The organism is Salinivibrio sp. VYel1 (genome assembly GCF_009377945.1).
GTDB lineage: Bacteria > Pseudomonadota > Gammaproteobacteria > Enterobacterales > Vibrionaceae > Salinivibrio > Salinivibrio siamensis.
This window is the reverse complement of the sequence record NZ_RSAM01000005.1, coordinates 201,384-217,613: the sequence shown is the minus strand read 5'-3', so window position 1 is coordinate 217,613 and position 16,230 is coordinate 201,384. Positions and strand designations below refer to the sequence as shown.

Genomic DNA, 16,230 nt, shown 5'->3' with positions numbered 1-16,230 from the left:
CCGACCAAGATCAGCTTGGTGGCCAAACAGAAGCGCTGTCTCATGAATCCCAGTTTCTTAGAAAAGGTTTTAGCCGCAGGCATACCGGCGATGGTTGAAAAATAAACACTCATGCGCTCGCCCTGAAAGTTTAATGGCCCTTACTTTCCTTACTCACATCCATCACTAGAACAGTTTGAGAAATCTTCATTTCAAAGATTATTAAATGGTTCAGACTTACAGTTAGTCACTGTAGATGATGTGCCTGTTGGGACAGTAAATTGTTACTGGGAATGTGAAGAAACTCGCTGGCTTGAAGCTGGTATCATCATTTACGATTCTGAATGTTGGGGTAAGGGTATCGCAGCACGAGCCATTCCTCTCTGGGTTACGTACTTATTTAATACTAAAGAAATTGAGCGTGTTGGTATGACAACCTGGTCGGGTAATCCTCGTATGATGTCGCTAGCATTGAAATTAGGCTTTCAACAAGAAGCTAGATTGCGAAAAGTTCGTTATTACGAAGGCAAGTACTACGATTCAGTTAAATATGGGATGCTGCGCTCGGAGTGGTTAGCACGCAACTGGCAAGGCATTTAAGAGAACTTTTCAGCGCTTGACATTTTCAGTTTTAATCAGCTTTGGTACTTACGCACAATGGATTAGCTAAGGGATAAGCGTTGTTCACACCTTAATTCGGTTCACTTTATTGGAATATTGAACGTTATGGATGATACTTTAGCAACTTGGCGTCAGTACTACGAAAAATCATTGTTACGCCCCCACAATTCACGCACTGAACTCGCCATTGAGTTGGATCAGTCTGGACTGAAAACCGCTGTCGATTGCGGTTGTGGAACCGGAAGTGAAATAGCATATCTAGAGCAGCAAGGCTATCAGGTGTATGGCTTTGATATTAATCCAGACTCTATTGCGATATGTTCAGAAAGGTTTAGTTCAAAGCCGCTGATTAAACTTTCAGAGTGCTCATTTGAGTCTTTCAATTATCCTTCTACTGGCATAGTGATAGCAAACTCAAGTTTGTTCTTTGCTGATCCGATAGAGTTTAAAAATACATGGCGAAGAATGGCTTCTTCTATCGCGGTTGGTGGTGTTTTTGTAGGTGATTTTATGGGGCCTAGAGATACTTGGGCAACGAATTTTCGGTTACCGACGGCACCGTTGAGTAAAAAACAAGTTGAGATCTTATTTGAAGAGTTTGAAATAGTCAGTTTCAAAGAACGTGATGAACCTGGCGCGACAATGGTCGGAACCCCTAAGCATTGGCATATTTTTTCAGTGGTTGCTGTAAAACGTAGATAACAATGGCAGTAAAAAGAGGGGTGCCGTATGGCATCTTTGGTTTGCAGTGAGTTTTGGTGATTACAGTGGCTGTAAAAGCGATGGTATGAGACTTTTGGAAGTACTTAGGGGTAATTAACATAGAAGTTAAAACATATAAGACAAATATCCATGTTGGTAGGGAAAAACCATTTATATGAGGATATAATGAATACAATAAATGTCCAGTATTATAAACACCCTTATGCCGAATTTATCCTTGGTTCGTATCAAGGTAAGCTTTGCTTGTGTGACTTCCGGTATCGCAAGATGAGAAGTGTCGTCGATGAGCGTATTAAACGGATTCTTAACGCTGAGTTTGTAGAAAAGAGCGATGATGTTTTAGCGGCTACTCAAGCTCAACTCGAGGAATATTTTTTGGGTGAGCGACAAGTTTTCGATTTGCCTTCACTCTTGGCGGGAACCGATTTTCAACAGTCGGTATGGAATGCATTAAGCAACATTCAATATGGTGACAGGGTGACGTATCAAGAGCTGGCAGTATCGATTGGTAATGAAGCCGCAGTACGTGCGGTTGGCAATGCTAATGGCGCAAATGCGTTGGCGATTATTATTCCTTGCCATAGGGTTATCGGCACCCAAGGGGAGCTTATTGGCTATGGTGGCGGTCTGTCACTGAAAAAGCGCCTTTTAGAATTAGAGCAGAACTTATTTATTTAAGGATAGAGTAGGGGCGTATGAGAGCGGAGCTGAGAGCGAAAATCCTGGCAGTATGTGATCAAAAAATCAAAGCGAAAGGTGAGAATGTCGGTGTGTCATTTTATGCGTTCTTCAAAAACAAAAATGACGATCCAGAGCAGTTGATGGAAGCCGCAACCTGGTGGATACAGACCCATCAATTAGATCATTTTGTTAAGGCAAGAACCATCAAAGAAATGGTGAAAAATAATTTATGACAACTGAACAAAAAATAGCCTATTTTGCCGACAAGGTGTAATTCAGGTTCACCAAGATGACAATGGATAGCGGGGCACGGGCCCAGATAGTCAGATTGGCTTGAGCACACGGATGTTAGAAATCCCGCGACGGTTGAGGTAGCATTGCCGACTTTTTCAGCGGTGAGAGGCATTTATGTATATCGGCTTTGACTATGGTACAGCCAATTGTTCGGTGGCAAAGATTGAAAACGGTCAGCCGACGCTGTTGCGTCTAGAAGGGGACAGCACGTTTATTCCTTCTTCCCTTGCCGCACCTACGCGCGAATCGGTGTCTGAGTATTTGTTTCGTCACCGTGGCATCAAGCCGCTGGATACGATTGGCGAGCAGATGTTGCGCCGCGCGATCCATGTAAACCGAGAGGAAAGCATTGAACTTGAGGCGGAGGACATGGCGTTTGGTCAAGCGGCGCTCGATCGCTATCTCGATGATCCGCGCGATATGTACTACGTGAAATCCCCTAAATCTTTCCTTGGCGCATCAGGTTTACGTGATGCTCAGCTTCGGTTTTTTGAAGATCTCGTATGCGCAATGATGGATAACATCAAAACCCAAGCCGAATACCAAACCCAACAGAGTATCACTGATGCAGTGATCGGTCGGCCGATCAATTTTCAAGGCCGTGGAGGCGAGACGGCAAACCGCCAAGCCGAAGGTATTTTGCTCAATGCGGCTAAGCGGGCAGGCTTTAAACAGATTGAATTTCAGTTTGAACCGGTCGCTGCCGGTCTGGACTATGAAGCGACGCTGAGCGAAGACCAAATCGTTCTGGTGGTCGATATCGGTGGGGGAACCACAGACTGTTCGTTGATTGAGATGGGACCATCATGGCGCGGTAATAGCGATCGCAGCGCAAGTTTGTTGGCGCACAAAGGCCAGCGTATTGGCGGCAATGACTTAGATATTGCGCTGGCATTCAAACAAATGATGTTCCCGTTTGGGATGGGCAGCAAGATGGAATCTGGCATTGAGATGCCGATTACGCAGTTTTCCAACCCTATCGCGATTAACAACGTGCAAGCGCAAAACGATTTCTATGCGTTTGAAAATTTGGCGGTACTCAAAGGGCTGCACAAGCAAGCGCAAGAGCCACATAAACTGGCCCGTTTGCTTGAGGTCTATCACGAGTCGCTGGGTTACAACATTGTCCGTCGTGCGGAAGAGGCAAAGATTGCGTTGTCGGATCATGCCGCCTACCGAGCGGGTATTAAGCTGTTCTCCGAGCGCGTGGACGTTGATGTATCGCGCGATGACATGATTGATGCGATTGAAGCGCCCAAACGTAAGATGACCGCCTTAGTTCACGATGTGGTCGCGCAGGCCGGTGTAAAGCCTGACGTGATTTTTATGACAGGCGGCTCGGCACGCTCGCCCTTCTTGCGGGAAGCTGTACAAGCAGAGCTGCCGCACATTCCTGTGGTGAGTGGTGACTACTTTGGATCAGTCACCGCAGGCTTAGCGCGTTGGGCGGAAGTCTGCTTTAAGTAAGCCGCAACGGCCGTTGCGGCTCGTTCGAAACATTAAGTAATAACTATGATTCAGGATGAAATAAACGGACAGCACTTACCTTTGCAGCAGGCATTGATTGAATCGGCCTGCGCCGCGTTTGCTTCAGAACAGGATGTGATTGCGGCAGTATTAGTCGGCTCTTTCGCCGCGGGCAAAGGCGATCGCGTGTCCGATGCGGATATTATCGTGTTTACACAGCACGGCTTTCATCGCTCGGCAGCGTCATGTTTTGCGCGCTTTGAGGCCGGGAAAGACATTTTCTATTGCTTGTCCGGTGATCACAATGAACAGGCGATGTTTAAAAAATATATTTTCACGGATCTAACCAGTGCCGAAATCCATTGCTTAGACGTGAGCGAGCCATTTCAGCTCTCAACGCCCTTTGTCGTTTTGTTTGATAAGGCAGGAATCATTCCAGCGCGAGTGACGGATGAGCCAGCCCCTAAGCACGAGAATTTTCCCGTCTATACCAGCGGTGATGAAGGGCTGATTTGGGAGCTGTTTGATTGCATCAAATGGCTGAGCCGAGGACAATACGATTTAGCCAAAAGCTACTTGAAAAGGCTTGTTGAGCAACTGTAGCTGGGCGAGTACCTATGTCACAGGGCGGGGCGTCGTTTCTCACTCAAGACATTTGGCTTTGCCGTTGTTCTATTGGCTTAACGTTGGTTTGTTGTTGTAGCCACGCTATTAGCTGCTCTTCCGGCATGGGCTTGGCGTAATAAAAGCCTTGGGCAATGTTAACGCCTAACTTTTTCAAATAACTGGCTTGATCCGCGGTTTCGACACCTTCGGCAACGGTTTGTAGTTTGAATGTTTTGGCCAGCCAAATAATGCTTTCAGTGATAGCGATATCATTTTCGCTGGTTAAGATGCTGTTGATGAATGAGCGATCGATTTTAAGCGTAGAAATTGGCAACGTGTGCAGGTAACTCAACGAGGAGTAGCCCGTACCAAAGTCGTCGACAGCAATACTGAGGCCACGCTTACGTAGTTGGCTGAGTTTCTCAAGGTTCTTTGATTTAGAATGAAAGAACACGCCTTCTGTGATTTCTAGCTCTAAGTTGGGAGGAGGGATGTGATTCTTCTTTAAAATATCATCAATAAAGCTAACAAAGTCATCCTCTTCCACATCGCATGCCGTCACATTAACCGCCACGCGCTCAATGCATAATGCCTGCTCTTGCCAGCGTGCCATGGTTTCACATGCCTGAATGATCACCCATCTGTCAATTTGTGTAATGAGCCCCGTTTTCTCTGCTATTGGAATAAAGTCACCCGGTGAGACGAGGTTACCATTCGGTAACCGCCATCGCACCAAGGCCTCGACACTGATTACTTTACCCGTTGCAAAGTCTATTTGCGGTTGGTACCAAAGCTCAAATTGCTGTTTGGTGATGGCTTGTCGCAGCAATGTCTCGGTCCGAATATAGCGCAGCGCATCCTGTTGAAGTCGCTTTGAATAGAAGTGAGGGGTGTTGGGGGCCTTAGTGTTGATTGCGTTAATAGCTGCATCCAGTATACGGCGAGTATTGACAGCATCATCGGGGTAATGACTCACGCCGATGGCGATATCAAGATGAATCAGGTCATGCTCAATGCTAACAGGGACACTAATGGCACTGATCAGTTGTTGGCAGACAGATAAAGTGTGATTCAAGCTGTTTTGGCCGGGTGGGTTAACCAAGCACCAAGTATCCGTCGTGAGGCGAAAGAGCTTATCGTTATCGGTAATCGCGCTGACGGCTCGTTGAGAGCATATCACCGCCGCTTGATCGAGCCCGGAATGGCCGAATGACTTAAAAACCTGATCGAGATTAATGGAAAAAACAATCACGTAAACAGGTTGATTTACTACTGACGCCGAGAGGATGGTGTCGGTGACGTGCTCTATACACCGCTGCTCGTTGGGGAGACCGGTCACCCTGTCATGGGTAGCAAGATAATAAAGCTTATCGCGTTGGCTAATGGCTAAAAAACGTGCTCTAAGTAGCATCACCACGCGTTCCATAAACTCTACTTTATCAACGGGCATGGTAATAAATTCATCCACCAGTGCCAGGTAAGGGCGAAGTTTGTGTTTGAGGTCGCGCTTAGAGAGCATGAGCATCACGGGCAAAAGTGTGGGCTCGCATCGGGTCTTTTTGTCTTGCAATGCGTCTTTATACTGCTCGAGAGAGGGGATATCGATGATCGCAAGGTCAAACTCGATATTGTCTATATCACTTGGATTTTCATAAATTCGGAAGTCGCTGCTCAGTTGTTCGCGCAGTAGCGCCAAGTTGTTGGGGTTATGGATAGCCAATAAAACGTTGGCACCCTGAATACGCTGTAATCCATCGTCTTTGCGTTCTGCTTTTTGTTCTGGGTTTACCATTATTGGTAAGGTTCTAACCGTACTGGTCATCGTTACTCCTCACCCGTGAAACCAGCAACGAGCTGCATCAAGGCCTTTTTGGCGACGGGTTTTTGCATGATACTAACTGCGCCATATTGGGTGGCTTGGCTGGAACTTGTCAGCATATCCTGTGGTGAGAGAACAATAAACGCGGTGTTCATCTGTTGTAGCTTTTCGCATAGTCGCCACACGTTGGCGCCAAATCCGCTGGTGTCGACCAGGGCAAGCTTTTTACCGCCAATCGCCGCTGCAGCCTGCATATCGGCTTCGCTATTCAAAGGTCGACAATGATAACCCGCTTCTTCAAGAGAATCGGCCAACACTTTTCGGTTACCCGATGATTTTACGCACAAAAAAACCGTTAATGACGCCGCGTTTTTATTCGTCACCTCGCTTACCTCTTGTTCAAACAGCTACGGCTTGCACTTTATCGGGGCCGATCAGGTACTGATAAGGCTTGCGATCAAAATCACTCAATCGTTTCTTCATCACCGAAATCTGTGAATGCGTGGTATCGTCCGCATAGTAAGACAGGGAAATAATCGTATCCGACAAGTAGCTGATGCCTTTTTCAGAAATGCTGTCTTCGCCGTAAAGCGCAAATGTTTCGTTTACCAGGATCACCGAGACATTGATTCTCGATAAACCTTTTGCGAGGGCATGCAAACGGTTTTGAATCGATTCCTCGCGCAAGGTCAGTTTAAAACCGGCTGTGCTATCAAGCACCACCAGGCGAGTGTTATTTTGAACAACATCCTTGTACACCTTGGCTGCAAACTCATCGGCTAAATATTGCAAAGGCTCGATCTGTTCGATGGTTAAACATCCTGCCTCCGCTTGGTGTTGCAGTGTGATGTTGAGTTGTCGTGCCCGGTGCAGGTATGAGGAGATTTCTTCCTCGAATAGGTAGATATTTACGTGACCTAGACTATGGCTATATTGCTCGGCAATACAGCTGCTTAAGGTCGACTTTCCAATGCCAGATGGGCCGGTGATCATCGTTACTGTCCCCATCTCTAGTCCACCGCCAAGCAGATTGTCGATAGATGCAATGCCCGTCGAGATGGGTTCAAACCGTCCTGGTACCAGCTCTTCGTTAGGAGGAAGTGGCCGTGGGAACACTTCAACCCCGTGAGCGCCATTGCGCATCTGATGACAGCCCTTCAAAAAATCAGACCCTCGGAATTTTTCTACACAGAGTTCTTGCCCCATCGGGGTTTGACTCAGTGAGAGCACGCCATCGGATAAAAAGCGTAAGTCGTCATCGGGCGAGGAGTCACTGTGTTCTGACGTGAACAAAACGGTGGCGCCACGTTCGGTGAGATAATGGATAAACGACAGTACCTCTTTACGATACTGAAAAACATCCGCGGTGAGAAAGCGCAAGTGGGTAAAGGAGTCGACAAAGACTCGAGTCGGCTTGAGGGTTTCCACCGTTTCTACGATGGCCTTGGTGACAGGCTCATGCTCTACGTCGTTGGAGGCGAATATGTCATAGGACTCGTTCTCCTTAAAAAACGTTTCGTCTGGCGCCAAGCTAAGAAAGGTGATGTTCGCAACGTCAATGCCAATCGCTGTCGCGTTGGTTTTGAGCTGATCCTCTGCCTCTTGAAAGCCAATAAACAAACTCTCGCCTTCTCGTGACGCCGTAGAGAGAAACTGTAAGCCTGTGGTTGTTTTACCTAAACCTGGCCCACCTCTCACCAATACCGCCGTTGAGGGGAGGAGGCCGCCATTCAAGACTTGATCCAGTCCAGGAATCCCTGAGGAGACTCTCTCTTTCATGTTGCTTCCCCCTATTGTGTTTATTCGTATTAGACCTAGCCTACCCAAAAGCACCTATAAAGATGCTTTTTAGGCATTACCGTCTAAAAAGGTAGTAGAGGTAAGAGCCACTGTCATGGCGGCTGTAAGAAAAAGCAGCATTTACGCCTCAAAACGTCTAGAATGCAGTACGCTGTGCGTTTGCTGCCGCAACACCTGTGGTGCAATGGAGAATCATCATTAATAGGAACCCATTTTCGCGAACACTTCCGTATTTTGATTAGAAATCATGCACCAAGGTGGGGGTGTTGGCGCGAAATAGCTTGGTCAAAGCAGATTTATATTGCCAACCGAGTGTGAGCAATCGCCTCGCTAGGCAAAGGTTTTGGATGGTGGCGACTTCAATGCCGCGGTAGTGATGCGGATGCGCTTGAATATAGTCGATAAACGCCGTCAGTACCCCTTGGCCGCGAACGCTGGGGGCAAATTGTAGCGACACAATCGAGAATCGCTGACTACCGATCGGACAGTGAACCAGACAATAGCCGAGTGGGTGCTTGATCGCGGTGGAGAGCTCTGGAAAAGCGCGTGTCTGGTGACGTTGGGCTAATTGGTCATAGCCGTGGCATAGGTGGTTAAGCAGTTGCCGAGCGTTATCATCCATCGGTGTGCCTCTGGAGAGGTCGAAACGTAGCCACCATATTAAAGACTTTATTTTTTCGAAAAACAGAAAAGCGCAAGCCACGTATTTGCCTCTTTTACTCGCGTTTTAGAGAGATAAAAAGCAAGCTTGGCGATTAGGCTGTCATAAAAGTGATGGCTTTGTGACCAAGTTGGAGTCATCATCCATGAGGTTAAGGTAGGTTAAAGGTATACCATCAATACACCTGTTTGGAGGTGAATATGGCGTACCTAACCTTAACCCCAGAAACCTTGGATGATGCGCATATCTGCTGTGCGTTCTCGGATAAAAAGTGCCAAGCTAGCTATCAGGCGAAAAAGCAGTGGCTAAAGCAGGAGCATCAGCACGGATACCGTTTTCGCCGTTTGGATGAACGCGCCAAAGTCTTCATCGAATATGGCCCAGCAGAGACCGCTTGGCAGCCCATACAAGCGGATGGTTATCTGGCTCTGGGTTGCTTTTGGGTCTCTGGGAAATACAAAGGACATGGACACGGCAAGCAACTGTTAGCTGACGCCATTGAAGCGGCTAAGCAGCAAAATAAGCAAGGCCTAGTCGCCGTGGTCGGTAAAAAGAAATACCACTTTATGAGTGATACAAAATGGTTAAAAGGCCAAGGCTTCAACGTGGCGGATGAAGCCCCTAATGGCTTTGTGCTGTTGTATTATCCGTTGAATGACGCGGCTGAAATACCGCAGTTTCGGGCATCCGTTCATACCGCTAAGGTATCAACCGAAGGGTGTGTGGCGTATTACTCCCATCGTTGTCCTTATGCGGAATACCATGTGCTGAACTCGTTACAACAGAGCTGTGCGCAGCGCGGTATCCCGCTTGAAGTACATCATTTAGAGACATTGAGCCAAGCACAAGCATGTCCTTCACCGGCCACCATTTTCAGTTTGTATTATCAGGGCGAGTTTATCACCACTGATATCAGTGCCTGTATGGAGAGCCGCTTTGATAAGTTTATTCCTCATCATTAACCCAACACTTACATGGACGTAATAACAAACAATGAATATTGGTATTTATGTGTATGAGCACGCAGAGGTGCTTGATTTTGCTGGCCCCTTTGAGGTGTTTAGCACCGCAAAACGTTTGGGAGCGGACAGTTGGCAGGTTGGACTGATTGCTGAACAAGACTCACCTTTGCTGGCGCGCGGCGGCTTGCGTGTCGTGCCGGACTATCATCTCGTCAACCATCCCACACTGGATGTGCTGCTGGTTGTCGGCGGCGTTCACCATGAGCAAGTTACTAACCCGTCGGTGATCGATTGGGTGAAGCAACAAGATGCGATCACCCAATGTACGGCCTCTGTCTGTACGGGGGCGTTCATACTGGCAGAGGCCGGACTACTCGATGGTCGAAAAGTGATCACGCATTGGGAAGATATGGACGACCTCAGCCGTGCCTATCCGCCATTAAGCGTGGTACCAAGTAAGCGCTGGGTGAGGGATGGAAAATATCTCACCTCCGCGGGCATATCTGCAGGCATTGATATGAGTTTGCAGCTGGTGGCTGATCTGCACAGCGAGGATTTAGCCCAGCGCGTGGCCAAGCAAATGGATTATTCGATAAACGATCGATAGCAAAAGAGTCTATTGCCTTTTCCCTTGAGCAATATCTACATAAACGAGGCCAGTGCTCTAAGCTTGAAGCGAAAGGAATATAAATGCATCGCTGTGATGTTATTTGTTGATAACCGTTGAGGAGAGAATGAAACAGTTAACTATCCTTATTGGTCTCTTGCTTCTATTGACAGGGTGCCAGTCGATTGCGAACTCGGATGATAAATTGCCTTCACATTTCTTGGGGTTTTATTCGGAGTCTTCCCTTCGCGACTATGTGGCTCGCCCAACAAATATTCCTGCTGACTATGCTGGTTTTCTCCCTTTAAAAACCGGTCGTGATGCGTTGTTAGCTCGCTTAGCAATGATAGAGTCGGCATCTCAATCCTTGGATGTTCAGTACTATATTTTTCACAGTGACGAAACGAGTCAGCTGATTATATGGCGACTTTATGAGGCGGCAGAGCGCGGTGTAAGAGTTCGAGTATTGCTTGACGATATGCAAAGTCGTGACGATAGCAGTTTGGCCTACCTTGACGCGCATCCGAATATTGAAGTGAGACTTTTTAATCCACATCAGTATCGTATCTCGCGTGTGCTTTCATGGTTAACCGATGGAAAGCGGTTAAATCGGCGCATGCATAACAAGTCTCTCTCTGCTGATGGTGTTTTTTCGATTGTCGGTGGGCGTAACATCGGCAACGAGTACTTTTCTTATCAATCATCGGTGGAGTTCAGCGACTTTGACCTTATGCTTTATGGCGATGTGGTGTCTCAAACGCAAAAGCAATTCGATGATTACTGGAACAGTGATTATGCTCACCCGATGTCAGACATCTTGCGCAGTGACAGGTCACCGAGTCGTGAGGATATAGAACAGTGGCGAAAAGAAGCCAATATTGAGAACCAATTTACACGCGAAAACTATAATTTTCACTCGCTGGCACTCTATGAGTCGTTAAAAAATCATCAACTGCCGATGAGGTGGGGGCCAATTAGGCTGATGTACGATCAACCGGAAAAAATCACGTTGAATGAAAGTGATATGACCACGGGAATCGTTGAGCTACTTCAAGGTGTAGAAAGCGATATGGTTCTGGTGTCACCTTACTTCGTGCCGACAGATACGGGAACGCAAGCGTTGATCAATGCGGTTAAACAAGGCAAAGACATTACGATTTTAACCAACTCCTTAGCGTCTAATGATGTTTTTGCGGTGCATGGCTGGTATGCCAAGTATCGCCATGCGTTGGTTAAAGGTGGCGTGCATCTTTGGGAAATGAAAAGCCAGCCGTTTATCAAACAAAAATCGCAATGGAGCGTCACAGGGAGTAGCCGCGCAAGCTTGCATGCCAAGTTAATGCTTCTAGACCTCCAGAAACTCTTTGTCGGATCGATGAACCTCGATCCGCGCTCTGCGGACTTAAACACGGAAATGGGTGTGGTGGTAACGCATCCTGATTATGTCAGGCAAGCATTAAGAGAGCTTCGCACAGGGCTTATGGTGAGTGCTTATGAGCTGAGACTCGAGGACGAAGATTTGATCTGGATTAACCATCAAACCGGAGAGCGCTTCCATAGTGATCCTGATGTTGGAAAGATGCGATCAATGGGCGCTTGGCTGAGTGGCTGGTTGCCGATTGAAGGTTGGTTATAGTTGAACCTAAAGGGTTCCAATGTAAAGTGGATTCATCCGCCCGCCTTGATGTAAGGCGGGCGGCTTTTTACTAGCGAGTTACCGTGTCAGGAAGACGAACACGGAACAATATGGCATAAAATAAAGGCACCACGACCAGTGTCAAAATGGTGGCGAATAAGAGACCAAACATAATGGTCACCGCCATACTTTTGAAGAAGGGATCAATCAATAATGGGGCGACCCCGAGAATCGTAGTCAGGGCTCCGAGCAGCACAGGGCGGGCTCGACTTAATGCCGCTTCAATGATCGCTTCGTAGGGCGCTTTACCATTCTGTCGCTCTAAATCGGCTTGATCGACGAGCACGATGGCATTTTTAACCATCATCCCAATCAAACTTAAGAAGCCGAGTATTGCCATAAACTCAAACGGTGTTTGAAAGACAATCAGCCCGACTGTGACGCCGATGATCGCCAACGGCGCTGTCATCCAAATCACCAGAGGCTGGCGCAATGCGTTAAACATAAACACCACGGCGAGAATCATGGCGGCAAACCCGTAAGGCGCAGACACCGCAAGCCCCTCATTGGCATCGTTAGAGGCCTTATATTCACCGTACCAGGTCAGGTTGTAACCCGCCGGTAACTCAATGGCTTCGATTTTGCTGCGAAGCGTGTCAAATGCGTCAGCGGTGAGCACACCAGGGGCAGGGTCTGCTTGCACAAGAATGGTTGGCATACGGTCAATCCGACGCAACAATGCATCTTGATACTCCACATCAATCGAGGTGATGAGCTGGCTGACAGGCACATATTCTCCAGCTTGGCGGCTATACACCTCGGTGTTTTCGATGGCGCGGATCTGTTGGCGTTCGCTTTCTGGCGCACGCACGACGATAGGAATTAAATCATTCCCCTCTCGATAAACGCCGACGCGTTGTCCCGTCAATGTTTGCGCAATGGCCTCACTGATCTCTTGTACGGTTAGCCCGTAACGTTGCGCTTGTGTTGTCGCATACTGGGGACGTAAAACGGGCACTTGCTGGCGCCAGTCATCTTGGACTGCGATTAAATCCGCATCATTCAGCATAATGGCTTTTGCTTGTTCTGCTAACTGGCGTAATACGGCACTGTCAGGACCACTAAATCCGGCTTCAATTTTTTTACCGCCACCACGGCCCAACATAAATTTCCACACCTTGATGGATGCGTCTGGATATTTACTATCAAGCTCAGTTTGAAGCTCGCTGAGTAGCGGGGCAATCTTGGTGTAGTCATCAATATCAATCAGCAGTTGTCCATAACTCGGGTTGCGGGGCTCCGGCGAGTAGGTCAGCATAAACCGGAGTCCGCCACCGCCAATAAAGCTGGTGATATTGGTTACGCCGGGTTTGGCTTGGACATCTTGCTCAATACTCGCAACAACCGATTCTGTCCGCCGAATGTCTGAGCCTTGCGGAAGATAGACATCTACCACAAATTGCGGGCGTTGTGACTCTGGCATGAAGCCAGGGGGAATAAACTGAGTTCCCCACAGGGCGAGGGCTAAGGTTCCGACTAAAATCCCACTGGTCAGGGCGCGATGCGCGAGGACCCAAGCGAGCAGCGCTTTGTAAGCGGTTACAATGCGTCCGGGTGCTTGCGAGGGAGCAACAGGCTTGGTTTTCAGGAAGTCGTGACAGAGTAGTGGCGTGATTGTAACCGCAAATAGCCAGCTGAGTAACATTGAATACAAGATAACCCAGAACAGAGAGCCGGCGTATTCTCCCATATCAGACGGGGATAGGCCGATTGCGCTAAACGCGAATATGCCCACAACCGTGCCACCGAGAAGTGGCCACTTCGTGCTATTAACGACGTCTGACACAATGGCTTTCTTGTCAGTTTCTGTGTCTTGTTGCAATCGGACGAGGACACCATCGGTCACGACAATAGCATTATCAACCAGCATGCCTAACGCAATAATCAGCGCGCCGAGTGAGATGCGTTGCATGGCAATATCGTCGATATACATAATGCAGAGCGTACCGGCAACCGTTAACAACAGGACAAAACCGATAATGATGCCGGAGCGGATCCCCATAAACAGCAAAAGCACGATAAAAACGATCGCGACAGCGGCAATTAGATTATCGATAAAATTGGCGACGGAATCACGTACTGAGTCTGATTGCATCGAAATGGTATGCAGCTCCATCCCTAGGGGGCGCTGGCTATCTAACTCCGCTAAGCGGGCTTTAACCGCATCTCCCATCTCGACAACATTACCACCGCTGACGTTTGAAATACCAAAACCAATGGCACGCTGACCGTTATAGCGCATTAGTATGGACGGTGGCGTTTGATAGCCACGCGTAATCGTTGCAATATCACCGAGTGTTAATACGGTATTATTGTCACCCACGGACACTTGCACGTTTTTAAGATCTTGGACGGAATCAATATCTGCGCGAGGGATCACCGGCACTCGCATGTCTTGGGCGTCGATGTTTCCGGCAACGGTAACCAGATTTTGCTTTTGCAGTGTTTGGAAAACGTTTTGAGCGGATACACCAAATTTCGATAGGCTATCGCCCGCTATCTCGATAAAGATGGTTTCATCTTTGTCTGCTAAGGTCGCCGTTTTCGCAACGCCAGGAACGAGCACGAGATTCCGTTTTAAGGTGTCGACATAATCTTGAAGTTGTTTATCACTAAAGCCTTCGCCAGTGACGGCAAAAAATAATGAGTAGACGTCAGAAAAGTCGTCATTAACGATGGACGAGCCGGCTCCGGGCGGAAGTTGACGTTGAGCATCCACAACTTTGCGGCGCATTTTGTCCCAGACTTGTTGCAACTCTGCGGCGGTCTTTGAGAAAGAAAGCTTAATGTCGACGGTGACTTCGGAGCGTCCTTGAAGCGAGACAGACTTGACCTGCTTCAGTTCCTGCATCGATTGAACCGCGCCCTCGATGACGTCTGTCACCTCATCGGACACTTCTTGCGCGGTAGCGCCAGGGTAGGGGGTAATAATGACCGCTTGGCGAATAACAAATTCTGGGTCCTCAAACCGCCCTAATTTCAGGTAGCTGATATAACCGCCCAGCAAAACAAGCGCAATGAGTACCCAAACAATGAAGCGCTTAGCGATCGTATAGCGTGCAATATCCATTATAACGCTCCGTGATTCTCTTCCGTATAAGGACGGACTTCCATGCCTGGTTTCACACTGGATACACCTGCAATAATGACTTTTTCGCCCACAGATAGATTACCAGTGACCACGATGCGACTTTTATTTAGTTCACCTATATTGATGGCGCGTTTCTCGGTGATGTTGTCTTTGTTTACCACCCAAACGAACTGTCCTCCCTGATTATCAGGCACCACTGCAGTAAGCGGTAATGTGATTAATGGGTTTGCATCCTTACTACTGGTTGGTATTGCAGGCATCACTTTTAGTGACATGCCTGGCAGAATGCGCTCACCCTTCAAATCGGTAAAAGATAAGACCACTGGGTACGTTTGTGACACAGGGTCAGGCTCGGAGGCGAACGTCTTTAACACCAAAGGGAATTGTTTATTGGGAATAGCTGAAAGAATGCCAATGGCGCGGGTGCGCTGATCACCAGAAATTACCACGCGGTGTGGCACGTGAATTTCCGCTTCTAAGTTATCGATATTTTGAACGGTGAGGACAGGCTCATTCGCTTGCAGCTGGCTGAAATTGTCGACATGTTGTCGCGCGACGATGCCATCAAACGGTGAGCGCAGCTGCGTATTCGCTAGGGCGCGCTTTGCTTCGTCGACACGGTTTTGCGCGAGGTCACGCCGTGATTTGATTTTCTCGAGATCCGCTTGGGAGATGGCTTGGCTCTTCTCAAAAATCGCTTTGGCGCGCTTGTACTCGATATTGGCATCGTTAAGCTCGATGTTTGCGGAATCGAGCGCGGTTTGCGCATCCTCCTGATCTAATGAGGCAAGCAGCTGTCCTTGAGTGATAGCGTCTCCTTCTTCCACTTGAAGCGACGTTAAACGTCCACCGACCTCAAAAGCAAGTTCTGCTCGCTCTGATGCTCTGACGATACCATTAAAACTAAGGTTTGCAATTGACTGCGCTTGTGTGATTTCGACGAGTGCTGGACGCGGCGCAGTTTTTGTGTCTTGCTGTTGCGGCGCTTCACTACACGCAGTAAGTGAATTGAGCATAGCGACACAGGCCGCCACGGTGAGGACGTTTCGCAGGGTAAACCCAAGCTTTGAATCTAGCATGACGCAGGGACTCCTCGAAGGTAATTGACTGGTTGTAGTGGTATGAAACAGCATCAGCGCCGCTATGTCAGTGTAAGTTATATTTATCAAAAACGTACGTTATTTATGTGATGAAAGTCACGAAAGAATGACGGCTCGTTTGAA

The 16,230-nt window shown here is 48.0% G+C and carries 14 protein-coding genes and 1 pseudogene; 9 read left to right on the top strand and 6 right to left on the bottom strand.

What is annotated here, in order from left to right; genetic code table 11:
• Positions 1-126 precede the first annotated feature (126 nt).
• The 6 genes and pseudogenes from EHW58_RS07005 to EHW58_RS06980 form a co-directional block, all read left to right on the top strand.
• A pseudogene (locus tag EHW58_RS07005) lies at positions 127-579 on the top strand (GNAT family N-acetyltransferase); the annotation flags it as partial.
• A gap of 126 nt (positions 580-705) precedes the next feature.
• Complete coding sequence (locus tag EHW58_RS07000; protein WP_152795610.1) at positions 706-1,302, top strand: bifunctional 2-polyprenyl-6-hydroxyphenol methylase/3-demethylubiquinol 3-O-methyltransferase UbiG; 597 nt, start codon at positions 706-708, stop codon at positions 1,300-1,302.
• Between the two features lie 186 nt (positions 1,303-1,488).
• The gene (locus EHW58_RS06995) at positions 1,489-2,001 is read left to right on the top strand and encodes a methylated-DNA--[protein]-cysteine S-methyltransferase (RefSeq protein ID WP_152795608.1); all 513 of its coding nucleotides are present in this window, start codon (positions 1,489-1,491) and stop codon (positions 1,999-2,001) included.
• A 17-nt stretch (positions 2,002-2,018) separates the two neighbouring features.
• Positions 2,019-2,237: a DUF6500 family protein gene (locus tag EHW58_RS06990; protein ID WP_077481137.1), complete on the top strand. Its 219-nt coding sequence runs from the start codon at positions 2,019-2,021 to the stop codon at positions 2,235-2,237.
• Between the two features lie 175 nt (positions 2,238-2,412).
• On the top strand, positions 2,413-3,765 hold the full coding sequence (yegD, locus tag EHW58_RS06985) for a molecular chaperone (RefSeq protein WP_152795605.1): 1,353 nt from the start codon (positions 2,413-2,415) through the stop codon (positions 3,763-3,765).
• A gap of 45 nt (positions 3,766-3,810) precedes the next feature.
• Positions 3,811-4,368 (top strand): nucleotidyltransferase domain-containing protein, encoded by a 558-nt coding sequence (locus EHW58_RS06980; protein WP_152795603.1) that lies wholly within the window; start codon positions 3,811-3,813, stop codon positions 4,366-4,368.
• A 43-nt stretch (positions 4,369-4,411) separates the two neighbouring features.
• Here EHW58_RS06980 and EHW58_RS06975 read toward each other — a convergent pair whose 3' ends face one another.
• The 4 genes from EHW58_RS06975 to EHW58_RS06960 form a co-directional block, all read right to left on the bottom strand.
• Positions 4,412-6,193 carry a bifunctional diguanylate cyclase/phosphodiesterase gene (locus EHW58_RS06975; RefSeq protein ID WP_152795601.1) on the bottom strand — a complete coding sequence of 594 codons (1,782 nt, stop codon included), beginning with the start codon at positions 6,191-6,193 and terminating at the stop codon, positions 4,412-4,414.
• Between the two features lie 2 nt (positions 6,194-6,195).
• On the bottom strand, positions 6,196-6,573 hold the full coding sequence (locus EHW58_RS06970) for a response regulator (protein WP_152795599.1): 378 nt from the start codon (positions 6,571-6,573) through the stop codon (positions 6,196-6,198).
• A 16-nt stretch (positions 6,574-6,589) separates the two neighbouring features.
• Positions 6,590-7,969, bottom strand: a complete 1,380-nt coding sequence (locus EHW58_RS06965) for an ATPase domain-containing protein (RefSeq protein WP_152795597.1) — start codon at positions 7,967-7,969, stop codon at positions 6,590-6,592.
• A gap of 259 nt (positions 7,970-8,228) precedes the next feature.
• Entirely contained in the window at positions 8,229-8,612 is a 384-nt protein-coding gene (locus EHW58_RS06960; protein ID WP_152795595.1) for a hypothetical protein, read from the bottom strand.
• A 239-nt stretch (positions 8,613-8,851) separates the two neighbouring features.
• Between EHW58_RS06960 and EHW58_RS06955 the strand changes: the two genes are divergently transcribed.
• From EHW58_RS06955 to EHW58_RS06945, 3 genes are all read left to right on the top strand, one after another.
• Positions 8,852-9,613, top strand: coding sequence for an N-acetyltransferase (locus tag EHW58_RS06955; RefSeq protein WP_152795593.1), 762 nt, complete (start codon positions 8,852-8,854; stop codon positions 9,611-9,613).
• A 31-nt stretch (positions 9,614-9,644) separates the two neighbouring features.
• Entirely contained in the window at positions 9,645-10,220 is a 576-nt protein-coding gene (locus EHW58_RS06950; RefSeq protein ID WP_152795591.1) for a DJ-1/PfpI family protein, read from the top strand.
• Positions 10,221-10,347: 127 nt separating this feature from the next.
• A complete protein-coding gene (locus tag EHW58_RS06945) occupies positions 10,348-11,856 on the top strand; it encodes a phospholipase D family protein (RefSeq protein WP_172969962.1) in 1,509 nt (502 codons plus the stop codon).
• Between the two features lie 70 nt (positions 11,857-11,926).
• Here the strand turns inward: EHW58_RS06945 and EHW58_RS06940 are convergent, their stop codons facing one another.
• Together EHW58_RS06940 and EHW58_RS06935 are read right to left on the bottom strand one after the other, a co-directional pair.
• A complete protein-coding gene (locus tag EHW58_RS06940) occupies positions 11,927-14,986 on the bottom strand; it encodes an efflux RND transporter permease subunit (RefSeq protein WP_152795589.1) in 3,060 nt (1,019 codons plus the stop codon).
• Positions 14,986-16,086, bottom strand: a complete 1,101-nt coding sequence (locus EHW58_RS06935; RefSeq protein ID WP_152795587.1) for an efflux RND transporter periplasmic adaptor subunit — start codon at positions 16,084-16,086, stop codon at positions 14,986-14,988. Before EHW58_RS06935 ends, EHW58_RS06940 begins: the two co-directional genes overlap by 1 nt.
• Positions 16,087-16,230 lie beyond the last annotated feature (144 nt).